The sequence below is a fragment of the Vibrio zhanjiangensis genome, from assembly GCF_030161235.1.
In the GTDB taxonomy this organism is placed as follows: domain Bacteria; phylum Pseudomonadota; class Gammaproteobacteria; order Enterobacterales; family Vibrionaceae; genus Vibrio; species Vibrio zhanjiangensis.
The window spans coordinates 1-24276 of sequence record NZ_BSPW01000038.1 but is presented as its reverse complement, the minus strand read 5'-3'; the positions used below and the strand labels follow the sequence as shown (position 1 = coordinate 24276).

The window sequence follows — 24276 nt, the reverse complement described above, 5'->3', positions numbered from 1 at the left end:
TAAACCTCAAAGTGACACTGATAATGTACCTTTTTCTTTAACAGAGTATCCGATCTCTATCCATGTTCAGCGAAAATAAAAGTTTATCGAAGCTTTCTATAGAAAATGACAGATACAGCTACAATAACCATACCTAATATTGTGATAACAGAAAGTCCATTCCTAAAGATAACAAAGTCAAAAAAGTAGGCTAGAACTGGAACGGCATAGAATAGAACACTCACAGATGAGGCCCCGTCTTGCTTAGCCATGTACATTAAAAGCAGCAAAGCCCCTACTGAAACAACTATCGACATCCAAACCAGAGAAATACAGAATTCTAAAGTCCATGTAATATTACCTCCACAATACATGCTGACAACTAAAAATATTGGCGCAGACAATAAACTTTGATAAAACATATTTTGTACTATGTGATGAGATATATTTGCTTGTAGCACAGTACCTATCGATATTGAAAGCAGTGCAACTACTGAAAAAAACACACCTAAAAATGCTATTTTATCCATTTCACTTGATCCGAAAAGCGAAATAGCTAATCCAATAAACCCCATACTAAGAAGTAGAAACGATCTGAGGGTAAGCCTTTGTCCACACAAAAATGGTGTTAGAAGAGGTTGGAAACCCAAAATTAATGTGACTATCCCAGGAGAGGTATTGGAATCAATTGACAAAAAATAAAAAGATAGATAACTCACTTGAAGAAGTACACCAACAAATAAAATTTTTATTAGTTCACTTTTGGAAGGTGCGACAAATTTTACCTTCTCCCTATATTTAATTACAAAATATAAAAGAAAAAGACAAGCCAATGAAACGATAGAACGTGCAGCAAGAAAGCTCCAGACTGACGCATATTGTAGCCCAACTTTCACCATGACCGCTCCACTACTCCACATCAGTAGAAAAAGTATTGGAGCAAGCATCTTAAAATTGGAAAATATCATATTAAAGACCTAAATTGACATTAATAGGATAATCAGGATAAGCCTTTAATCTGCCATATAAATGTGATACATGTCCTTATAAAGTCCTAATCATTTTATACACCCAAACTCATTAGACAGTAGGGAAATATGAAACATATTATTTATTGATAAAAAATTCAACTTAAAACAGAAAAACAATTACTTTTATATTAATGTAGATATTACATTATTTTGATAAATCAAAAATTTCGGATTAAGGCCAATATCTGAACGCTCACCCCCATTTTAGTCTTGTCCAATTATGGTATTTCGCCTGCTCAGATAATTGTTGGCATGGATTAACAAGGTAAACATGATCAGCAAACTTACACAGGGGAAGATCGTTAATCGAATCAGTATAAAAGTGAATACATGAGTAAGTAGAAGGCTGGGAAGCAAGCCAGTCCTTTAAGCGTATAACTTTCCCCTCTCGGTAACTAGGAACCCCTATTATTTCTGACGTATAGCGATTTTCATTGATCTGCAAATCAATACCAAGAGCATTTGAAATACCAATTTGACTCCCCACAGCTTCAACAAGAAATGAGACACTAGCCGAGATAATAAGCATATCGATATTGTCTCGTGATAAAGTCGAAATTAAGGATTTAGACTGGGCAAACTGTTTCTCAAGAATACGGGTTTCAACGCACTCTTTGACCAATTTTTCGACTTCATCTGTCGATAGTTGTGCCAAAGGTGACATGGTAAAGTCCAAATATTCCTCCATGTCCATTTTTCCTTGAGAATACAAAGCCATCAATCGCTTGTCTTCTTTAAGAAATCCCGGTTGACTCACCACGCCTTTTTCAACCAAAAACTCATTCCACACCATTGAGCAATCAGCGCCAATTAGAGTTTCATCCATATCAAAAACGTACAGGGGCTTTGGCATAGTTAGCATCTCACAGGTTGAACTTCATTAAGGTTAAACAACAATTCTAATTGGCTACCACGAGTTAAAAGACGTTCTGATGAACGATTGAGTACATCCACCTCAAGTTCACATTGCTCGATATGGACTTTATATCTAATAACATTCCCCAAGAGCTGATGCCCAGTGATCGTCCCAAGGTGGGGAAGAGAGACATGCCCCCCATATTTTCTACCTTGTTCTCTAACGTAAATCGATTCGGGGCGAATGGCTACCTTGCAGTGAGTATCAATATTAAAAAGCTGTTTAGCAAGCTGAGATTCCATGAGGTTATAGTGACCCATAAAACTCGCTACGAACTCATTAACTGGGTGAAGATAAATCTCTTCTGGTGTATCAGCTTGGACAATCTCTCCTTTATTCATTAAAAAAATGCGATCCGACATGACCATTGCTTCTTCTTGATCATGAGTAACAAATACGGTAGTCAGGTTCATTTCTTTCTGAATGTCACAAATTTGCTGGCGAAGGTGCTTACGAATTTTTGCATCAAGGGCAGATAATGGCTCGTCAAGTAACAGGATTCGAGGCTTCACCACCAAAGCACGAGCAAGCGCAACGCGTTGACGTTGTCCCCCTGACAATTCGTGTGGATAATTTTTTTCTTTTCCTTTTAACTCAACCAGCTCAATGACCTGTGCCACTTCATGCTTTATTTGACTGCCAGTTAGTTTTTTTATTTTCAAACCAAATGCAATATTGCCCTCAACTGTCATATTGGGAAAGAGTGCATAAGATTGGAATACCATCCCGATACCACGTTTTTGAGGAGCCTGATGAGTGATGTTTTCACCTTCAACCCATATCTCCCCAACGTCTGTAGAATTGAGACCGGCAAGACTTCTAAGTAAGGTCGACTTACCACAACCACTTGGCCCAAGAAGGGTGACAAATTCACTTTGTTTGATGGTAAAACTTATGTTGTCCAACACAGTGTTATTACCAAAACGCTGGGTAAGGTTTTTCGCTGTAACATAGCTCATTATTGAACTCCTCGACCAAAACGACTTGCCAACCAAGTCAATATAAAAATGAATAAAAAGTAAGTCATCACAAGGGCGGAGGTAAAATGTCCACTCGTTTGACGCATATTGTACAAATAAATTTGTACTGTTTCGTAGCGAGTTCCGACCAATATATTGGCAAAAACAAATTCTCCAAGTAAAAAGGAGAATGAGAGAAATAAAGATGCCATTAGCCCTTTTTTCAAATTCGGTAAAACAATAAACAAAAATGCCCGAAGGCTACTCGCACCAAGCAAATGAGCGGCATCCATCAAGTCATGAATGTTGATGGCGTGAAAACTGTTTGAAATCGCCCTGTACATAAAAGGCAATGCAATGGTGAAATAGGTCCCAACGAGAATCCACGGTGTCCCGACGATGGAGACATCGCTATCGGCATAAAGCTGCAATAAACCCACAGATGACACAACAGGAGGCACGGCAAAAGGCAATAAGATCATAAGACTCATAAGCTTGTCTAGTCTAGGAAAATAGTAGAACACGACAAAAATCGACGGCAGTATTACCGCCACACTCAAAGCCAAGGAAAGAATACAAATCAGCATTGAGCGACCAAAAGCTTGCAAAAACCTTGGATCGGTTAACAGTTGGCGATACCAGTCGAGCGTATAGCTTTCAGGTAACACCGTTGCTCCCCAACGCGAAGAGAGCGAATAAACAAAGGTTGCTAGAATAGGGATCAACATAACACCAACAATGGATACCACCACCACGTTGTGAAACCGAGAATTAACTTTGTGCATCGACTTATTTCCTCTGTTTCGCCACAGTGTAACTTTTCGCAACCAACCATTGATTGATGAACGTAATCATTGCCAAAATAAGCATAAGGATCACTGAAATTGCTGCGGCGAGATTGGGCTCAAGGAATAAGTCCCCTGATACTAGGCTAGCTATTCGTATGGTAATCAAGTTGTAATTACCGGATGTTAACGCATAAACACTGGCATAAGCACCTATCGCATTGGCAATCAATATGATGAAAGTGCCAAGTAACGCGGGAAAAAGAATTGGCAAGACCACTTTCATCCAATACTGTTGAGTACTTGCGCCCAGTAATGCACAAGCCTCTTGCCACTCATCACTAAGCGCATCAAACGCTGGATATAACAATAAAACGCCTAGAGGGATCTGGAAGTAAATGTATATCGCCAGAAGCCCCCACTTACCATAAAGATCAAATTCGCCCAATACTCCATACTGTTTCATAAGCAGAGTGATTGCACCATTTGTCCCCAAAATAATGATGAAAGCAAAAGCTAAAGGCACACCAGAAAAGTTACTGCTCATATTGGTAAAAGCAATCACCCAATCCTTAACCTTACAATCTACGCGGCGCAAAGAAGAAACCAATAACGTGGCAATCATCAAGCCAATCACGCTTGACCAAACTGACAACCAAAGACTATTGCTAAAAGCCTGCAGCATGAAGGGTGAATTCAACACTTCAATATAATTGTCGAGCCCAAATTCATCCTCATAGATAAAACTATTCAACACAACCCAGCACATAGGAGCCAGTTGAAACATATAAAAAAGTAGCATAAATGGAACTAGCCATAACATTGGCTTAAAGCGTCTTATTTGGTGTAACGTTGAAACGAAGCGCATCATAATACTAATAATTCCTGAGTATAAGATTTGCTATGCTCGAGATTTAGCAGCTGACAAACCGTCCCACAAATATCTGTTTGCAGAACCTGACAACCTTTATGACTAAAGTGTTCACCGATAACAAACAGCGGCACTTCACGTTCTTCGGGTGAGATTCCACCGTGAGAGCAGTCATTATTCATACCATGATCGCTTGTGATTAGGATTTGATATCCGTCCGTCAACCACCCCTCAATAAAATGAGACAAAATAATATCTACATGACGAGTACAGTTACGATATTGACGCGAATCTAAACCATGTTTGTGCCCCATATCATCAATATTCATCGGATGAATTAGCAAAAAATCTGGCTGATATTTGAGACGTATCTGCTCTGCATCCAAAAATACTGCCTCATCCGGATAATTATCCCATTGATAAAAACAAGCATGCTGAATGTTAAGGGTTTTATCATGAGTAAAACGATCTCGCCTTGGTTCAAAAGGTGCCCTGTTGTAGAGCTCGCTAACCCAATGATAAGCGGCCGCCGCAGTCACCTTACCTTGTGACTTGGCTAAGCTGAAAATCGAATCTTGGTTAGATAAACGCACGATGTCATTATTGACTATGCCACTCTCTATGGGACGAACGCCGGTTAAAATGCACTCATATAAAGGCCGAGACATAGACGGCAATTCACATTGTACTCTATACAGTGATGAACGTTTCTGCTCTAGAAGACCATTGAGGTAACCCATACACTGACAGGCTACCTGATAGTTGAGTCCATCCAGAACAACGAGGATAACCTTGTTGATCATAATTTGGACTCTTATTGCTGATAAATAAGCACACTTTCTTGCCATTGACGTGGCAATTTTCGCGCAGATTTTTCCCAAGCAGAAAAATCTGTGACAGGCTGTACATTGCTGTATTGGTCGTTAGCAATAAGCTTATCTTGAATCGCTTTTGGTAAAGTCACATTAGTTCGAATTGGCCGTGCATAGCCTTGGGCTAGATTGATTTGGCCTTGATCACTAAAGATATACTCACGCGCCAACTTGGCTGCATTCGGGTTTTTCGCGTATTTGTTAATGATTGTGGTATAACCAGAGATGACTGAACCATCTTGTGGGATATTAACAGTAAAGCGCTCACGATCGATTTTATCTCGATAGTTCAGTGCATTGAAATCCCACATGATCGCGACCTCTATTTCGCCTTTCTCTAGGTTGGCAATATTTGGATCGGTGAACGACAAACGGCCTTGCTTCGCCAATTGTGCAAAAAACTCAATTGCCGGTTCGAGATTAGATTCATCTCCTCCATTAGCAAAGGCAGCCGCTAGCACCGCATTATTTGCTTGTGCAGCGACACCAACATCACCCACAGTGACTTTGTAGTCTCCTTCCAGTAGGTCCTGCCATGTTTTAGGTGCTGCTTTAACTAAGTTATTGTTTGCAATAAATGATATTGTTCCTGTGTAGGCAAGTGCCCAGTGCCCCTCTTCATCTTTTGCCCAATCAGGAATCTCTTCCCAAGTCGTTGGTTTATAGGCTTGTGTCACACCCTTCTTAACCGCAGCACGGGCAAATGCGAAACCAACATCTCCAATGTCAGCACTAGCATTTGATTTTTCGGCATCAAATTTGGCAATTTCCTGAGCAGAACTCATGTCCGTATCTTGGTGATCCAAATTAAAGTTCACCTTCAAATCAGACCAAGTATCCTTCCAGTTTGCCCAGCTATCAGGCATACCAACACTGTATACGTGCCCTTCTTTTTGAGCCGCCTGTATCAGTGCATCAACATTGGAATCATGCGCCATCGATGCTGTAGACAATACAGCTGAGGTAAGAATCAACGGTAATACGGTTGATCTCGCTAGTAATGCATTCATTATTTCAATCCTTATGGACTAGGTCAGTAATATATCAACCAGCATCCTATGAGTGAAATATGACGATTTAGTGCTATTGATCTGACAGTTTGACTGAATTTAAATGTCAGTTGTGTTGCAAGATAAAAAGTAGGCTTAATCATTCGCTGTCATAATTCTGTTATATCAATACATTAGCATTGATGACTAAATGCCACTGGACTAGGTCAATCATGAATTTAGCTATCGATTATCAATCATCAACACAGTTGGGGAATATCAAACATACCCTCAAACATTGGATTCGATCAGGCACTGTTTCTAAAGGTCAGAAACTACCTTCGGAAAGAGAGCTGAGCCTACTTTTCTCTACCACTCGCATCACAATTAAAGACGCATTGGTCTCGCTAGAAACAGAGGGACTGATATATAGAGAAGAACGGCGCGGGTGGTTCGTTTCACCTGAGCGTATATGCTACAACCCACTTTCACGAACACATTTTCATAAAATGATCAACGAACAAAATCGACACGCAGAAACAAAACTGGTGAGTACTCGGACTGAAGTCGCTATTGGAGAATATGCTCGGATACTGGATATTGACCAAATCACGCCCATTCATGTTATAGAACGGCTCCGTTTCATCGATAATAGAGCAGTGTTATTTGTGGAAAATGTCCTTAAAGCTGCAATGTTTGAGGGTATTTTGTCTGAAAATCTCACCCAATCTTTCACGGGTATCTATGACACAAAATATGGCTACAAAACCCATCGTTCACAATTTGAGGTCACACCAACCTCGGCACCATCACATGTTGCCAGAGCGCTTAATATTGTACCGGGTCAATCCATACTGAAAATTTGTCGAGTAAACTATAACCAAAACCAACAACTTATGGATGCCGAATTGGAATATTGGCGTCCAGATTCCGTGATGCTTCGTGTTGATCACCGCTAGCAAAGCAAACACATTGTTATGTCGAAAGCCTGCCAAGGTGTCTATTTATGCCGCGCGAGGATTTCTTCCAATGTGCCATTCTCTGTGATGATGCCTAAACCTTTATTAAATTTTTCAATGAGCTGCTCGCCATTCTCTTGATTTGCTTTACTGACAATTAGATGATTTTCTGTTTCTGAGAGAGCCTTTGGGTTGTATGAGACAATAGAGTGTTGATAATCCGTTGGCAAAGTGGAGAGGATATAAAACCCAACATGTTCATCGACAGGAAAAAGGTCGATTCGCCCATTGTAGAGTTTCATCATATTCATGGTATCGTTTTTGGCGGTGCTGACTTTGAGTCCGGCATTCCCTAATAGCTCTAAATGGGCATAACCCAGAGAGCCTCCAATCGTATATTTTTTTAGTTCAGAGAGAGAATCCCATGAAAACTCGACATCCTTACGATGAAAAAAGACTTCTCTTGATTTATACAGTGGCTCGGAAAATAAAAAATCTTCTTCTCGCAATGGCGTCTTGCGCCATGGATAAGAGATATCAACTTTACCGCTTTTTAACTCTTCATAGGCTCTCTTCCACGGCACCCAACGGAATTTAACTGTGTATCCTACCTCTCTAAATGCGGCAACCACCATCTCTGACGCCATATTGGCCTCTTTTTGTGTTTCGGAGACATAAGGAGGAAACTCATCAACCGCCGCCATTATCACCTGAGCTGCCACTATCTGAGGCATCACCATTATTAACATAATGAACAATTTTACTGACATAAAATACCTATCTACTTTTTATGGCGCGCGTAGATCAAATATAAGCATAATGTCAATAATATGCATAATACGGCGGCGGCCTACCCATTCAAAGCAGGCCGTTTATCATTGATTATTCGCTATAAAGCGGGCTTGTTTTCTTTGACCGCATCGACAAATACTTGCTGGGCTCCTTGCACATTGAGCGCTTTCGCTTCCTCTAACAAATGTATTGCCTTATTTAGGTCATCTTCAGCAACAGCGGCGGCTATCGCTTGATGGTAATACTGCTGTGTTTCTGGCTGAACAACTTCAACACTCTTTGCCATTAAAGGCTGCGAGCTTGAAGCGCTAGATGAACTCGCTGTTCCCAACGGTTTCAAAAACCCGACTCTGTCAATAGAAACGCTGATCTTGCCATAAGCCGAGTTTGGTATAGCAATGTCTTTTACTTCAGGTAGATAGTTTCCTCTTCCCTCTGCATAGAGTCTTGCAGGATGAGTAACCATAGTGTGTTTATCCAGTTCGGCTTTATCCGTATAAACGAGAAGATAAACACTCTCGCTATCTCTTGGCGGGAAAAAATCAACGTCTGCGCTCAAGCGATTTCCCGCACCGAAACGTGGTGGCTTATAAACAAACTTATCTTGACCATATCGCTCTAACTCACGTCCATTTTTATCAATGATTAGGGCACTTGGGACAAAAGCGGTTTCACCAATTTCACTCGTGATGTCAATTGAAAACTCTCCGCGATTTGCAGGCAATTCAAACAATGCCACTGGACTATCAATATCTCTGTATTTTAACGCTTGAGATTGAGGTGTTATATTGACACTCTTAGCGCTTGGTAAGCTCATTTGCACAGATTGCAGCTCTGACAATAAAGTGGCCTGCTGTATGTTTCCCGAACTCTTTTGCTCCACTACTTCAGAAGACTGGCACCCAAATAACGCCATACAACTGCCAAGGACAAGGATACGAAAATACATGATGTCTTCCCCATTTAATTCTTTACAATCGGCCCTAAGTACAAAAAATAGCCGGCTACTTATGCCGGCTACCGTCACTAAACCATCGATTGGGCACAATAAGATTTTATCTTTACCACCAAGCTTCTACTTGAATGCCGACAACGTACTCGGTATCTTCACCAGTACCAAATGCATTGTCATTTTCGGTATCGGTTATGTATGAGCCATACACGCGAAGTTCTGGGCGAGCCCAAAAGTCATTACCCATTGCCCAGCCTTGCGCCACGGTAAACTTAGTGTTGCCGAAGTCTTCTTTGGCCGAGCCAGTAGAGTTGATTCGCTCACCCATATTGACACCAGCTTCAAAGATTGTGCGCATAGTGTCGTTCCACTTATACATAGGACGAACAACAACCGAGAATTGGTCAGTATCAGACTTCAACGACGTTGTATTGTTACCAATATCGCTGCCCATCATATAGGCAAGTTGATGACCCATTTCCCAGTCGCTACCGAGGCTCACCACACCCCAGTTAATTAAGCGATAGCCTGACGCCTCATTCTGAGAATTATTTGCACGATTATAATATGCACCCGAACCGTATTCTGCAACCTGGGCGCCATATCCATTGGTTCCATACTGAAACACGGTTTGGTTAAAGCCAATGTCGATATTTTGGTGCAAAATAACTGACGCTAACAAGCCGTCATCAGCATTGATATCTTTACCCTCTTTTTCGTTGGCAAAATTATAGGCCAAAGCAAATTCAAGAGAGGCATCGTCCCAAACACCAATATTGGCTAAGCGGGTATCGAAAATGTAGCCCGCTCCATTATCATCTTCACCATCTTGTATCAGGGCAACCGACAACTTTTGGTTTCCTACAGACAGATTTTCAATACCACCACCTGTACCTGATGTATTTAAAAAGTAGAAATCCGTAATGTGTACATCTTTACGTTGGTAATAGCTCTTACCTGCCCATAGCGTGGCTTCTTTGTCTGAGGCAATCAAACCTTTGGCTTTTACGGCGAATTGAGCAACGTTAATGTCACCATCTTCACTGCCTGCTTTACCGTTGTCTCCTTTGTTTAACATGGATTCAACACGCCAAGTTTGCTCACCTGTTTTTAACTCTTCAGAGAAGCCGAACTCATAGTAGTTGTCGTTTTCGTTACCCAAACGACCAATGCCGCTTTTATTTACAGCGACATCACTACCAGAGTTACCGCTAATACCTGTTCCTGCTCTAAAATAACCATTAAATTCAACGGCTAAAGAAGGCCCAGCGGCAAGCGCTGCGGCCACTGCAACCGCAACCAAATTCATTTTTTTCATTATTGACTCCATTTAAGGGTTTATTATTCTTTTACCTAACTCATTGAGTGACCCTAAAAAGGCAGAAATAGAGTCACTAATAAGCAAAGTAATAAATACTAAAACTCTTGTTTCAATCTATTTACTCTAACTACTGACAGACTAACTATAAGAGGCAGGGTTGACTTCCTCCACCTCACGTAATTTTTAAGGGGGATGAGAAAGGATGAGAGAAATAAAAATCAAAAATATTTTAGGGGCACGTCACAAATAAAGGGGGTAGAAAATAATAAGCGTGCATTTATAAACCCAATAGAATTAGATCACGATCACTTTTTAATATTAAAAAGCTCATCTCATGTGTTTTTGTTGATAATTTTATTTTCATTAGTGAGGTGCTTGACGTCTCCACAACTAAGAGATTTACTTAGTTCAGTTATTGGACGACAAGCAACACAATGTAAATTATGCCTAGTTCTAGCCCCTACCCTCTTGGTGCCACTTTAAGCAGTGATGGATGCAATTTCTCTATTTATGCGCCAAGTCACAATAATTTGCTCCTCGCACTATTTGATGAAAATAATCAATATCAAACCTACTCGTTAGATAATGAATATAGAGGCATACTACATACCCATGTTGAGGGTATTAAAGCAGGACAAAAATATGGTTTTGTTCTTCATCATTCTGATGGGGACTATCTCATCTCTGATCCCTATGCTAAGGCTCTAGAAAAGCCGCTCTATTATAAACCTCCTTATACTCCGAGTAAGAGCTTTCAAATCGCTAAATCCATCGTGGTAGATGACAACTTCGATTGGCAGAATATCGGTAAGCCTCTTCATGCAAGAGAAGACATGGTGTTGTTTGAAACTCATGTAAAAGGAGTCACTAAGCTCAATCCTGACGTTCCACATCGTCATCAAGGTCGCTACCTTGGTTTAGCCAGTGAAGCCATGCTCACATTTTATAAGCAGCAGAATATCAATACATTACAATTGCTCCCTATTGCGGCCTGTATGCCTGAACCACACCTTCTAGAAAACAACCAATCCAACTACTGGGGATATAATCCCTATTTGTTTATGGCGCCAGATCCCCGTTTCGCAGATACCGACGCCGTATTGGAATTAAAGACCACGATCAGAGAGCTTCATCGCCATGGCATCGAGGTTATTCTTGATGTGGTATACAACCACACCGCTGAAGGTGGTCACGATGGCCCTCTGTTTAACCTAAAAGGCTTGGATGAAAATTACTATTTCAAGCATGGCGATTTATTTGCCAACTACACCGGTTGTGGTAATACACTCGATTTGTCATATCAACCGACACTCAACCTTATCATGGACAGTCTTAGATATTGGGCGCAAGAGTACCAAATAGACGGCTTTCGCTTTGACCTAGCCGCAACATTGGGCCGTGAAGGTGATAACTTCAATCCTAATTCTGCTTTCTTTAAAGCCATTGCCCAAGATCCGGTACTTAAACAAGTAAAACTGATTGCTGAACCTTGGGACATTGGACCAAATGGCTACCAAGTCGGACACTTCCCAATCGGTTGGAACGAGTGCAATGATAGGCTAAGAGACACGACCCGCAGTTTTTGGCGAGGGGATCAAGGCTATCTGAAAGAATTTACAACACGGCTAATGGGGTCTAGGGACTTATACAGCGCCGCCAATTGGCCACACAACCTCACCGTCAACTACATCACTTACCATGACGGGTTCACTTTACAGGATTTGGTTTCCTATCGGCAAAAACACAATGGCGACAATGGTGAACAAAATCGTGATGGGCACGGAGACAATCGTTCGGACAATTATGGTGTTGAAGGGGAAACAGACAACCCAACGATCATCGAAAAACGCGAAAAGCAAAAACGCAATTTCATTGCCAGTTTGCTCTTTTCATTTGGCATACCACACATACTGACCGCAGACGTCCTTTCACACAGCCAAAATGGCAATAACAATGCCTATTGCCAAGATAATGAGTTAAGTTGGTTAAACTGGCAAATGTCGGTCAAAAAAGACAACTTTAGACAATGGATAAGCCTTATGGTAAAAGCTCGCCAAGACTTTATGCCAGCGTTTATCAAAGCTTTCAGTGGTAAACATCGACATGATAACCGCATTCACTGGCGGCGCGTAGATGGAACAACCACAGAACATGATGATTGGAATACACTTAATGCCGTTGCGCTTCATCTCGGATTAGGCGAAAAGGGGGATGAAATGTTCTACTGCATCAACCAAACCAGCGCTCCTGCGCGTTTTTGTTTGCCAAGCGATGACAATCAGCACTGGGTCACTATCTGCGATACCCAGGGCTATGAAGTCAACCAAATCATCACAGATAAACAACTTCTCGTCACGCCTTGCTCATTAGTCATTCTGTATGCAAAGGCCTGATTTATATCATTTATTATTAATAAGGATGGCTTGTTTCTCTCTTGATTAAATACACGCTTTGCCCAACAATAGCGCTAAACCTTCGATAAAGACTAAGCAAGAACGATGGCAGAAAAAATTTCTACTACGGCGCTAGCAAAGTTACGTGATACCAGTGCCAAACAGTTATTTAACGTACTTAAAACGGCAGGCTATGTGAATCGCCATAACGACACTTGGATTCTCACTGAGATCGGTAAGAAATTTGGCGGGGAATACGTACAACATACCCAGTATGGCCAGTTTATTGTTTGGCCAGAAAATTTGCTGATTGATACTAGGTCAACGAGTGGAAAAGCACTCAGTGCAACGCAGCTTGGTCAGCGTTTCTCACTCAACGCCAAAAAAATCAACCAACTACTCCAAGAGCTTGGCTGGATTCAAAAAACCGCTAACGGATGGCAAGTCACTGACCATGGTCTCAAAATGGGTGGTTATCAGAAAGTCGACACTCAAACTGGTCATCAATACGCATTATGGCACGATTCAGTCGCTCATAATAAACACCTCAAGCAATCTGTCACCGAGTTTTCAGGCCTGCAAGCGGACCAATATGCCACAGACAAGTCGATCTCTCGCTTTAGACAAAAGTTTGAAGCCAAATATCGCACCTTAGATGGGCATTATGTGCGTTCAAAAGGGGAGTTAAAGATTGATAACTGGTTATACATGAACGGTATTGGGCATGCGTATGATCGTCAGCTGCCCATTGAAGAAGAGGTTCTGAGTGACTTTTATCTTCCTAGCGGTAAGGTCTATCTCCAATATTGGGACAAAGATAACTTTTCAGATAAGGCAAAAGAGACGATTCAAGCAATCTACCAAAGCCATCAATTTAGTTTGATAGAGATTGACTCCTCAGATATTGATAAGCTCGATGATGTGCTTCCAGCTAAGCTAAAAGAATTTGGTATCGTGGCATACTAATCGGTGTGTTATGGTTAATGTTTGCTCGAACAAACCAACAAGTCTAGAAATCGATAAGAATCGCCGTTAGAGTCTGAGGTTGTTTTTGCAGTCAATACTTAAATAGGCGTAGAGAGAAAAAAGTGTTATGTTCAGCGATGACCGAATTATTGATAATTTAGAAGAATTAGAAACCTTTCTTAGGGCCGTTGAAAATGGCAGCTTTGGCCTAGAAGGCATAGCAGGAATTGCTCTTGCTACCAATAACGCCGATGGACGACACTTTGTCGCTGTGCTGGATGATAACCATCAGTTACTCCTCGCTCGATGGGTAACGGATGACGTTTTCCAAAACGGACAAGATCTGGTAAGAAATGGACCAAAGAAAAGCCATTGATATGGCTTTTCTTGTCAGAACGTCTTACAAACCACCAAAACATAGATACTTAATATCCATGTATTCATCCATTCCTTGCCTTGCTCCTTCTCGCCCAATGCCAGACTGTTTAATCCCACCAAAGGGAGCCACTTCAGAAGAAATCATACTGTCATTAATCCCAACCATGCCATATTCTAGCGCTTCGGCCACCTTCCAAACTCGGCTTATATTGTTGGTGAAGAAATAGGCGGCCAATCCATGTATTGTGTCGTTCGCCATGCCGATAAGCTGCTGCTCATTTTCAAACGCGATAACCGGTGCCACAGGACCAAATATTTCCTGAGAAACAATGTCCATAGACTGAGTCACATCTCTCAAAATAACGGGCAACAAAAACTGCCCTTTCTGAGGCTTCTGAGTCGACACTTTTTTTGCTCCCTGTTTGAGCGCAGACTCAATCAAGGCCTCAATATTTTGTTTCGCCTGCGGTGTGATCAGTGGACCAATATTGACCCCTTCTTCAAGACCATTGCCCAATTTGAGCTGGTTCACTGCGGTATCAAATTTTGCGATAAACTCATCATAAACTTTTGAATGTACGTAGAAACGATTTGCGCAAATGCATGTTTGCCCTGCATTACGAAATTTGGATGCTATCGCTCCTTCAACGGCTGCATCAATGTCTGCATCATCAAACACGATAAAAGGCGCATTGCCTCCCAACTCCAATGAAGTACGCTTTATTCCTTCTGCACTTTGCCGCATTAAGATACGCCCAACTCGTGTAGAACCAGTAAAGGACAGTTTTCGAATTAGAGGGTGAGAGGTAAATATGCGACCGACCTCTTCAGCACTGTTACCCACCACCACCTGAAGGATATCTTGTGGCACACCAGCTTGATAGGCAAGCTCTGCGATAGCAAAAGCAGATAACGGCGTCAACTCCGACGGCTTGACAATGAAACTGCATCCGGCAGCCAAAGCTGGCGCTGCTTTACGAGTGATCATTGCGATTGGGAAGTTCCACGGCGTAATTGCACACGCTACCCCCACAGGTTGTTTAATCGTAAGCATACGTTTACTTGGCGTCGGTGCGGGAATGGTTTCACCGTAACTTCGTTTTGCTTCTTCAGCAAACCATTCAATAAAGCTCGCACCATAGAATACCTCAGCTTTGGACTCAGCAAGAGGTTTGCCTTGCTCCAAAGTCAGCAGATGAGCTAAGTCATTTTGGTATTCGATAATAAGTTGAAACCAGCGTTGCAGTATTTCACTGCGCTGCTTACCTGCTAATTTAGACCAATCTTTTTGGGCACTATGGGCACGAGACACTTTATCGCTTATTTCTTGTTCGGTTGATACCGGCACATAACCGAGTAACTCTTGTGTCGCTGGGTTATATACCGCAAGACCTTCCTCTCGATCTGACACCATAAATGACACCAGTGATTTATTGTTAATTGCGTGCATAGCCCACTCTCCATACCCATTATTTCTTGACGTTAATCATTTAACTATTTTGAATATCAAAAACTGACCATTTTCGCCAATGTCTGTGTTGTTTGCCAAAAACAAAAAGGGCAGCCGTTTAACTTGCTGCCCAATTAAATCACACCAAAACCATTTCTGCCTATACAAGCATGACCAATTGGGTCATACAAAAAATAATAGGGGTTGAAACGCGCATCTATCGAAGATGACGTCCACCATCAAACTGTAGATTTCTCCCTGTCATAAAACGGCTGTTTAGCAGCAATTTTACCCCTTCAATCACCTCGTCAAAGCCAGCTTCTCTGGGTAGCAGTGCTTTAGATAACGCTTTGTCCTTGTATGCGGCGTCATCATGTGGATTAAATTTTAACAACGCCGGAGAAATAGTGTTGACTTTCACATTCGGTGCGAGCAGTGATGCAAAAGACAAGGTCAGATTATTCATTGCCGCCTTACTCGCTGCGTAAGCAATATGCTTTTTACTGCCTTTTTCAGCCACATAATCTCCAATGTGGATGATGTCAGCGTGGCCATTTTCACAAAGCTTATCCTGTAGAGCCAAATTGATTTGGTAGGGAACCGAAGCATGGACTGTCATCATACGGTGCATCACTTCCGCAGCGCTAAGATGCGGGTTATGATCGGATGACCAATCGGAAGCATTATGAACAATAGCTCGAAGACTCTTATACTTATCTGCAAGTTGTGAAATAAAATCATCTACTTGGTTTTGCTGATAAAAATCCACCGGATAAAGATCAGCGCCTAATTCTTTAAGATCAGCAAGGGATGGGTATTGCGTGCGATACGTACCCACAACATGATACCCCTCTTTCAACAATGCACTGGCTAGCGCAAAGCCCAAACGCTTGCCGACACCAGTAATAACGATCGTATTGTTCATTGTAAAAACTCCGCTCGGGTATGAGGATTCATTTTAAAACACCCTCCTAAAGCGGTCGTTGTAGTGTTTGAAGTCACATCCATCACTCCTCGAGATTTCACACAATAATGCGTCGCATCAATGGTGACCGCCACATCTTCTGTTTCAGTTAACGTCTGAATGGCCGTTAAAATTTGCTGCGTCAAACGCTCCTGAACTTGAGGTCGCTGCGCAAAAAAACGAACGATACGATTAATCTTCGACAAACCGATCACTTTTGTTTTCGGCAAATAGGCAACTTTTGCCAATCCATCAATGGTGACAAAGTGATGCTCGCAGGTGGAAGTGAGGTTTATGTTAGAGACCTTCACCATCTCGTCAACCTTCATTTTATTCTCTATGACGGTGATTTTGGGAAAGTTTATGTAATCCAAACCAGAGAATATTTCATTGACATACATCTTTGCTATACGATGTGGCGTTTCGGCTAAACTGTCGTCATTTAAATCCAACCCGATCACTGATATCACCTCGGTGAGCAGCCCTTTAATCCTCTGATATTTCTGCTCAGGGCTCATCTCAGTTTCAACAATCGGTGTTTCCAATCCCTGTTCAATCAGTGCCTCTTTCACTCGTTTCGCTTCGTCACTAATCATCTACCCACCTTTGTATTCGTCGTTTGAGTAGCTCAACGTCAGTGACACTGAGTCAGCAAACCTTAGCGCGTGAGGTTTATCAATCGTTACTTTTGCAAAGCTCACCATTGGGTTATCGACACATAATCCAAGCACGTCACTAGTGAGTTTTTCCAATAGTAAAAAACGACCGTTTTCAACATGGTGGATAATATTCTTGCAGATCACTTTGTAATTCAATGCATTATCAACATCATCACTAAGGCACATAGTGTTGGCTGGATAATGTATTTCTGCATTAATGATGATGTCTTGCTGTTTGCATTTTTCGTCTTCATTGAAACCTATGTAAGTTCTAAGCCTCAGGTTAGTGATATTGATTATTGCGTTATGAATCATGATAATTACTCACTACTAGGTACATTTTATCAGTACGCTCACCACCACAGAACCGATCATTAAACTGGAAAAAAGCTTAACTAAGTCAGCTATATAGTCACAATGCGCCTTGGTCATACTAGTACACGTTACAGAATCATTTCAACCTGACACCTACTAAATCAGACTCGACTAACTTAAACAGCGGTGCTTTGCTTACCTATCCATCAGCAAGAAACATCTTGAGGCTGATCACCACCAGTTACAAAATGTATCCATTCAACCAGCTGATACACAAGAATGAACAGGTATTGCCTTTCATCGAGACAATCCTAATCCGATTCGCAACCGCTTATACACGCTATTGGCCCCAAGTCACATCTAGAAAAGCTTGCAAACACAAGCTTTAGCAACTTAGCACTGAATTTACAATGTAAATTAATGCGATGTTTTCTCTCGCTCTACACGTAATGACAAAGCCGTTAGTCACCGGTGGCATCATAAATATAGTGTTGATTATTGTAGAGCACGCGCTCAACTTGGTCGTTTAAAAACGAGAACGTCATTGGGCGGCTTGCCGCATCGAGCCGACCGTCATTTTCAATGGTGTTATCGCGAATGATATGAGCTGATGTGGTATTGGTGGCATACAGGGTTATGCCATAGGTTACAGGATGAATGATTAAATTATCCTTGTACACATGAGGTAAGCCACCACTCATTTGCGAATTTTGTTGTGCCGCATTGCGCGCAAAAATGCCATTTTCACCAGGAAAAACTATCTTGTTATTAATCACTTGCAGATCATCACCGTCGAGCATCATACCGTTGCCACCACTGCGATAAATAAGGTTGTCCCTCACCAGTACATGGTCACCACCGACTTGAATGCCGGTATTTTGCCATACGGGAGCAAAGGGGCTAACGCCTGTGCGATAAATTTTGTTGCTGTAAATCTGCGCATCCCCCTTTACCGCATTTAACTGAATGCCATCTGCAGCGATTTGTTCTAACTTGTTATTGTAAATACGTACCTGTTCAAGCTTATGCGGGTAAACGGTGGTGGGAACGCCATCACAAACGAGTTGACGACTTAAAGCAGTATATCCCACATACATACCTTCACCCTCTTTGGTATGATGAACATAGTTATCGTGAATACGAATGCCCGTCATGGTGAAGTTCTCAGCCCAAGTATCGGGATCGCAATCAGGATCAGTTTTGATCAACATACCAGCGAAGCGCGCACGGTATATTTCGATATTATCGATTTCTACTTGTTCGCTTAACTTACCTACGCTTAATGTCCCCCCTAAACGAATACCGTATGGGTGAGCTGGGTCTTGCGAGATGGACGTCAGCCTTAGCCACTTTGATTGTTCAATGGCGATGCTGTATTCATAGGGCTGGGTTGTTACCACACCATCAGTATTACGAATGACGATAGGCTGTGACTCGGTGCCTACGATATTTTTTAACCTCAGCGGTCCACGTTCACCCGCTGCTAAACAAATGGTGTCCCCCGGCTGAATATTCATTACTGTGCCGTCGACGAGATAATGGGAAGAAGGGATCTCAACATCACATGACGCGCTCGATTCAGCAAACGCGGTAGTTGAAAATAAAATTGGTAAGCCTAACACTGCGATAACGGCGTGTTTCATCACGATGCCCTTAATGAGAATAATTTTTGTCCTCAATAATTAAACAACAAAAGATAAGCGTTGCAAGGATTATTCGATGGAGGACAACGCTAGCGAGCAGTTTTGTGAAATGAGATAACACTGGATACCATGGTGCTGGTGAATAACAATCTTCTCCTCTTGCTATCTATTGGCTTATCTTTTTACGCCCATAGGTGCGACGTAAGGCGCAACGAGAGCCCACATCGGTGGGCGCAAAAGACAGTTAAACACGATAGTGCTCGATTTCGCTGCGCAATACTTCTGCCAATTGAGCCAGCTCTTGGGTCGCAGCGGTACTTTGTTCCGTGCCAACCGCATTCTGGCTGGAAATCTCGCTGATACTGCTAATGTTGGCGTTGATCTCTTCGGTGACTAAGCTTTGCTCTTCAGCCGCGGTCGCAATTTGGGAATTCATTGCGGTGATCTGATCGACACTCGCTTTGATTTGAGTCAGTGCATCACCAGCCTCACGTGCTTTCTCTACGGTGGCAAGGGCGTTACTGGCCCCTATTTCCAAACGCTGCGTTGAATCTCGACTTCCCTGTTGAAGGCGTTGAATGGTTTGGAGAATTTCTTCCGTTGATTCTTGAGTTCGGCTTGCAAGTGTACGCACTTCATCAGCAACGACGGCAAAGCCTCGGCCTTGTTCACCTGCTCGCGCAGCTTCAATGGCCGCATTAAGCGCCAACAGATTGGTTTGTTCTGAAATTCCCTGGATAACATCGACGACACTGCCGATATCTTCAGAATACTTAGCCAGTTGGTGCATCGACTCCACCGATTCTTGCATCTCTTGTGACAAGCTTTCGATCATGGTTACGCTATCCATGACGACTTGTTGGCCACTGGCTGCTGCCACATCGGCTTTTTCAGAGGCATCGGCAGCAGAAGTCGCACTTTGCGCCACTTCGTGTACAGTAGCGGTAAACTGATTGATCGCCGTTGCCACCTGCTCAGTTTGTGATTGCTGGGTCATAATGTTTTGCTTGGTTTGCATCGCGGCCTTTGAATTTGCTTCAGCAGACCGAGCCAATTGACCAATAGAATCACGGTTGGTTTGTACAACATGTTGAAAGCTGGTCACGATTCGGTTAACCGACTCTGCAATGTGGGAAAACTCATCATTTCCTGACGCCTCTAAACGTTGAGTTAAGTCACCTGCGGCGATTTTATCTGAGCGGTCTTCAAGTTCAGACACTGCATGATTGACTCGTCTTATCACAAACAGTGATACCGAAATAATCACCAGCAGCGATATGATGGTGATGGCACTCACTACCCAGATAAAACGCTCGCTATTGGTTTCTGCTTGTTGAAAAATATTCTGTCCTTCTTCTGTTTGCATGGAAAAGAACTGCTCTGCATACTGGTATGCATGTTCGAACTTGGGGTTTATTTTCTGTAAAAATAAAATGTTCGCGGCGTCATACTCACCATTTTGGAGTTTCGCAATCGCAGGTATGAAGCCTTGTTCAGTAATGTCATCCATCACTTGCGCGAGATCATTAACGACTTGTTGCTCTTTAGTTGTCAGCTCGGATTTAAGTAATTCGTTGTCAATAATATTGTGTAATGTCTCGAGTGAACTCTCAATCTGCTTGATATGAAAGCCAACCGGATGATCATGCATCGATGCCGTATTGGATGAAGGGGCATGTTGGAACGCGAGTAATAAGGCACTCCTTGCATTTCCAAGTTCATCAATAACCTTACTGGTTCGTATGATATGTTGCATGCCCTGACTATAAAGCTCTTCAATATAAAGGGTCGATGTTTGCATCCCAAAGATGCCTTCATAACCCAAGACACCGAACGCAATTATGATCAGCAACACATTGATTTTCAGCTTAGTTCCAACCTTGGCGAAAGCACTCGATAACGTCATTGGCTGTTGGCCATTAACCTCAGTAGATTCAAGCTTGGTTGAAGTCATACGCCACCCTTATTGTTAACAACCACAATAACAATATAGACAGTATTGGGAATACTCGCCGCTGTATTTATTGACGTAAATCATGAATAGACGTAAAAGACAATCCGCATTATTCCTACCTATCTCATAGCCACTTACGGTAGCGAGCATCTAAACCGTTAGTTACTGTTTGAAGCTAGCAGTTGTCAAAATTATACACTATAGAGCGGTCAAACTCGTTTGGTGGGATTTATATTCTGGTTCTACTTCTTCCGCAAAGTACATTTCAACGTTACCTCATGACACGGTGAGAACCACACTCGCAAAAATTAAGCAGTGGAAAAAGTCCTATTTGGATAGTACTCCCAAAGTGCTAGTTTATGGTGTTGCAGAAAGCCAAAATGACTTAGTGTTTGGGGTCGTTGTGTTTGTATTCAACGCACAACATGCTGAGATCCATTTTGGTATATCAGACAAATTTAGTAGTCGCGGAATTTCAACGCAATTGTGTCGTGCTGGCTTGGAATACTTGAACAACTTGGGCATCAAGGAAGTAAGAACAAATCCATTTGTTAACCACATAGCAAGTATAAGGGTTTTAGAAAAGTCAGGTTTCTCAAATCATGGAACGCTCAAAAGCTATGCGCGTTTTCCAATGTTAGGTGACGGTCTTTTCAATTGTGCAGATATGCGCATAAATCTATGAAAACTCTCCTAGCAAAAACGTTCAGTACACACACCAAAAGGACTAACAAGGCACTTTTATACATTAATCAACCAAATAGTTATTTTGACTATTCAAACGAATATCGCCCTCAATATTCCAATTGCCAGTTGTGTACAATTATGAAATTTCACTAATGTTCAAATACGCTTAAAATCGTATCAACAAATTTATCTGGTGCTTCAAGCATCGGTGTATGTGATACATCTTCTAACTTAATCAGTTGTAATGACTGAAATGCGCCATCAATACTTTCCCAAGTTTCAATCGGAGCAATACTAAAATCGAGCACTCCATTAATGACGGTGACATTTAAGTCCGATGAAAATTGCGTAACATCTATATCTCGGAATATTTCGCCCCAAAGCTCATCCAGTAGGGAGGTATTCATTTCAACATCATCCCATAAAGATAACTCATCGAATGATGGGTCTTTCCATCTCATTGGGGCTAATCTTCGACAGATATGTGCAAACTTACGAGCAGGTTGTCTGGCAATGTCACTTTCTAGCTTAGCCATACTTATCTCCAACAACTTTTTTCTCTGTTCGGAGGCGTTTGCTGACCAATGATTAAATTGTTTTTCTTGCATATGACCCGACAAGTTAGGTGCTACACCAACCACTATTAACTTTACAATCTCAATGTTGGTGTTACTTGCAAAATGCATAGCCATATAGCCGTGGCCTGAATGCCCTAGTATGCTAACTTTGGTCAAGTTAAGACTATCGCATATTACTTGAATATCACGGGTTATAAGTTCTAAGCTGATCGATTTGACAGGCTTCGCAGCATGGCTCTTGGCGAATCCACGATGATCCACATACACACAAGTAAAATTCTCATGCAATGCCTTGGGAATAATTTTTTTATAATAGTTAACACTACCTATAATCAGCAGGTATGGCCCTGAGCCGTATTGCTCGACATTAAGCTGATAGCCCCCTCGTTCAACTGCAAATTTTTTACCATTAGTCATAATTCTTAGCTCATTTTATTACTTGAATTAATGACTCTACCAAGTTAAATACTTCAAATAAATGGGCTAAAATGAAACCAAATAACCTATAAAATGGGATAGTCGTGTTGGATAGAATTGATAACGGTTGGTTGTATACTTTCATGTGTGTTTATGAACATCAAAGCTTTGCTAAAGCCTCGGAGCATCTTGATACACCTAGCTCTAACGTGAGTCGGCACATTCAACAGCTTGAATGTGAACTTGGTAGTAAGCTGTTCTACAGGACAACAAGGCGAGTGACTCCTACGCCAATAGGAGAGTTACTTTTTAGTGAAATAAAGGAGCCACTCTTTAATCTCAACCAATCAATTCAAAATATCACAGCAGCGTCATCCTCGCTAAAAGCAACAGTTCGTATAAGTGCTCCAGATATTCCAGAAATTGGTAACGTACTGGCTGATTTCCTTACCGAATATACAAACATCCACCTTTCATGCGAGCACAGCACCTCAATAGAAAGTGCAATCAAGGGAAGTCCTGATATCATTATTAGTTTCGAACGTGGTGTTTTGGATGATAGAGATTGGATTTCAAAGCCCATTTACCAGTGGGAAAGTACCGTCTTAGCTTCCCCAAAATGTATTAAGCGATACGGTTTACCTCGCACTGTTTCTGAACTAGAGACTCTTCCATGCATTTCCAGCTACAAAGCCTTTAACGGTAATCCATGGATATTTACTGAACCTACAACAAACACGATTTTACGATTTGCGCCAAAGACAAAAATTGATGTTGATGGTGGTTTTATTGCTAGAGCTATTGCGATTCGAGGATTAGGCTTTGTAGCTCTTCCCAAAACTTTTTGCTCGCAAGAGATTTCTTCTGATCATTTGCGAGAAATCAAATTAGATTATCCACTATCACCACTCACGCTATTCATTCATTACCGTGCAATAAGCTATCACTCATTCATTACAAAAAAGTTAGTTGAGTTCATATTAAATCGAATATCTTGATAACTCGTTTCGGGGATATTTCTGCGTTATAACTTATCTTTGATACCAGAGGGAGTGTAGTTTACGATCTGAAGGGTCAACGAGACGAAGTTTTCGTCACGGTCTGACACTTGATAGCCGAGCGATTTATAGAACCTTATAGCTCGCTCATTACGCGCAAAACTTGATAGCGTTACACTATAGGGAGCCTTTTGTTTTCACCTACCCAGTCTAACACCCAGCCAAATTTTTCTCGCATAGATTCATCTGTATCCCAGTGAATATAATTTCGCTTACGGAAGTTATCGTACCCATGGACTATACCAACACTCAGATTTTTTCCTGCTAACCAAACGGATACCCAGCTAGCACTCCATCGTGAACCTTTGGCAGTATAAACTGAAGTTTTGTCATTACTGAGGGATCTTGACGGGATAAATACCATTCGACTCTGTCGTATCCTTACATT

Annotated in this window: 23 protein-coding genes and 1 pseudogene; 6 read left to right on the top strand and 18 right to left on the bottom strand. The window is 41.8% G+C overall.

What is annotated here, in order from left to right; genetic code table 11:
* Positions 1-83 precede the first annotated feature (83 nt).
* The 7 genes and pseudogenes from QQK21_RS10750 to QQK21_RS10720 form a co-directional block, all read right to left on the bottom strand.
* A complete protein-coding gene (locus tag QQK21_RS10750) occupies positions 84-926 on the bottom strand; it encodes a DMT family transporter (protein ID WP_284192205.1) in 843 nt (280 codons plus the stop codon).
* Positions 927-1203: 277 nt separating this feature from the next.
* Entirely contained in the window at positions 1204-1863 is a 660-nt protein-coding gene (locus tag QQK21_RS10745; protein ID WP_284192193.1) for an HAD family hydrolase, read from the bottom strand.
* 2 nt (positions 1864-1865) lie between these two features.
* A complete protein-coding gene (locus tag QQK21_RS10740; RefSeq protein ID WP_284192192.1) occupies positions 1866-2885 on the bottom strand; it encodes an ABC transporter ATP-binding protein in 1020 nt (339 codons plus the stop codon).
* Positions 2885-3670 carry an ABC transporter permease gene (locus tag QQK21_RS10735; protein WP_284192191.1) on the bottom strand — a complete coding sequence of 262 codons (786 nt, stop codon included), beginning with the start codon at positions 3668-3670 and terminating at the stop codon, positions 2885-2887. Before QQK21_RS10735 ends, QQK21_RS10740 begins: the two co-directional genes overlap by 1 nt.
* Positions 3671-3674: 4 nt before the next feature.
* Positions 3675-4508: pseudogene (locus tag QQK21_RS10730) on the bottom strand (ABC transporter permease); the annotation flags it as partial.
* Between the two features lie 29 nt (positions 4509-4537).
* A complete protein-coding gene (locus QQK21_RS10725) occupies positions 4538-5344 on the bottom strand; it encodes an alkaline phosphatase family protein (protein ID WP_284192189.1) in 807 nt (268 codons plus the stop codon).
* Positions 5345-5355: 11 nt separating this feature from the next.
* On the bottom strand, positions 5356-6423 hold the full coding sequence (locus QQK21_RS10720) for an ABC transporter substrate-binding protein (protein ID WP_284192188.1): 1068 nt from the start codon (positions 6421-6423) through the stop codon (positions 5356-5358).
* 212 nt (positions 6424-6635) lie between these two features.
* On the opposite strand from QQK21_RS10720, the gene QQK21_RS10715 reads away from it, so the two are divergent.
* Positions 6636-7361, top strand: coding sequence for a UTRA domain-containing protein (locus tag QQK21_RS10715; protein WP_284192187.1), 726 nt, complete (start codon positions 6636-6638; stop codon positions 7359-7361).
* Positions 7362-7402: 41 nt separating this feature from the next.
* Here QQK21_RS10715 and QQK21_RS10710 read toward each other — a convergent pair whose 3' ends face one another.
* The 3 genes from QQK21_RS10710 to lamB all read right to left on the bottom strand — a co-directional run bounded on the left by QQK21_RS10710 (position 7403) and on the right by lamB (position 10423).
* Complete coding sequence (locus QQK21_RS10710; protein ID WP_284192186.1) at positions 7403-8131, bottom strand: substrate-binding periplasmic protein; 729 nt, start codon at positions 8129-8131, stop codon at positions 7403-7405.
* A gap of 119 nt (positions 8132-8250) precedes the next feature.
* Entirely contained in the window at positions 8251-9102 is an 852-nt protein-coding gene (locus tag QQK21_RS10705) for a MalM family protein (protein WP_284192185.1), read from the bottom strand.
* A 112-nt stretch (positions 9103-9214) separates the two neighbouring features.
* The gene (lamB, locus tag QQK21_RS10700; RefSeq protein WP_284192184.1) at positions 9215-10423 is read right to left on the bottom strand and encodes a maltoporin LamB; all 1209 of its coding nucleotides are present in this window, start codon (positions 10421-10423) and stop codon (positions 9215-9217) included.
* Between the two features lie 446 nt (positions 10424-10869).
* Between lamB and glgX the strand changes: the two genes are divergently transcribed.
* From glgX to QQK21_RS10685, 3 genes are all read left to right on the top strand, one after another.
* A complete protein-coding gene (glgX, locus tag QQK21_RS10695; protein ID WP_284192183.1) occupies positions 10870-12819 on the top strand; it encodes a glycogen debranching protein GlgX in 1950 nt (649 codons plus the stop codon).
* Positions 12820-12924: 105 nt separating this feature from the next.
* The gene (locus QQK21_RS10690) at positions 12925-13785 is read left to right on the top strand and encodes a glycerol kinase (RefSeq protein ID WP_284192182.1); all 861 of its coding nucleotides are present in this window, start codon (positions 12925-12927) and stop codon (positions 13783-13785) included.
* A 127-nt stretch (positions 13786-13912) separates the two neighbouring features.
* Complete coding sequence (locus tag QQK21_RS10685) at positions 13913-14161, top strand: hypothetical protein (RefSeq protein ID WP_284192181.1); 249 nt, start codon at positions 13913-13915, stop codon at positions 14159-14161.
* Between the two features lie 24 nt (positions 14162-14185).
* Here the strand turns inward: QQK21_RS10685 and QQK21_RS10680 are convergent, their stop codons facing one another.
* From QQK21_RS10680 to QQK21_RS10655, 6 genes are all read right to left on the bottom strand, one after another.
* Positions 14186-15613 carry an NAD-dependent succinate-semialdehyde dehydrogenase gene (locus QQK21_RS10680; protein WP_284192180.1) on the bottom strand — a complete coding sequence of 476 codons (1428 nt, stop codon included), beginning with the start codon at positions 15611-15613 and terminating at the stop codon, positions 14186-14188.
* A gap of 217 nt (positions 15614-15830) precedes the next feature.
* Entirely contained in the window at positions 15831-16538 is a 708-nt protein-coding gene (folM, locus tag QQK21_RS10675; RefSeq protein WP_284192179.1) for a dihydromonapterin reductase, read from the bottom strand.
* Positions 16535-17173, bottom strand: a complete 639-nt coding sequence (folE, locus tag QQK21_RS10670; protein ID WP_284192178.1) for a GTP cyclohydrolase I FolE — start codon at positions 17171-17173, stop codon at positions 16535-16537. Before folE ends, folM begins: the two co-directional genes overlap by 4 nt.
* Positions 17174-17551: a dihydroneopterin triphosphate 2'-epimerase gene (folX, locus tag QQK21_RS10665; protein WP_284192177.1), complete on the bottom strand. Its 378-nt coding sequence runs from the start codon at positions 17549-17551 to the stop codon at positions 17174-17176.
* 461 nt (positions 17552-18012) lie between these two features.
* Positions 18013-19194 (bottom strand): right-handed parallel beta-helix repeat-containing protein, encoded by a 1182-nt coding sequence (locus QQK21_RS10660; protein ID WP_284192176.1) that lies wholly within the window; start codon positions 19192-19194, stop codon positions 18013-18015.
* A gap of 244 nt (positions 19195-19438) precedes the next feature.
* Positions 19439-21148 carry a methyl-accepting chemotaxis protein gene (locus QQK21_RS10655; protein ID WP_284192175.1) on the bottom strand — a complete coding sequence of 570 codons (1710 nt, stop codon included), beginning with the start codon at positions 21146-21148 and terminating at the stop codon, positions 19439-19441.
* A gap of 169 nt (positions 21149-21317) precedes the next feature.
* On the opposite strand from QQK21_RS10655, the gene QQK21_RS10650 reads away from it, so the two are divergent.
* Entirely contained in the window at positions 21318-21833 is a 516-nt protein-coding gene (locus QQK21_RS10650) for a GNAT family N-acetyltransferase (RefSeq protein ID WP_284192174.1), read from the top strand.
* Positions 21834-21984: 151 nt separating this feature from the next.
* Here QQK21_RS10650 and QQK21_RS10645 read toward each other — a convergent pair whose 3' ends face one another.
* Entirely contained in the window at positions 21985-22830 is an 846-nt protein-coding gene (locus QQK21_RS10645; protein ID WP_284192173.1) for an alpha/beta fold hydrolase, read from the bottom strand.
* A 107-nt stretch (positions 22831-22937) separates the two neighbouring features.
* On the opposite strand from QQK21_RS10645, the gene QQK21_RS10640 reads away from it, so the two are divergent.
* Complete coding sequence (locus tag QQK21_RS10640) at positions 22938-23828, top strand: LysR family transcriptional regulator (RefSeq protein ID WP_348541482.1); 891 nt, start codon at positions 22938-22940, stop codon at positions 23826-23828.
* A 172-nt stretch (positions 23829-24000) separates the two neighbouring features.
* On the opposite strand, the gene QQK21_RS10635 is transcribed toward QQK21_RS10640, so the two are convergent.
* On the bottom strand, positions 24001-24276 hold a 276-nt coding region (locus QQK21_RS10635), incomplete at its 5' end, for a hypothetical protein (protein ID WP_284192171.1).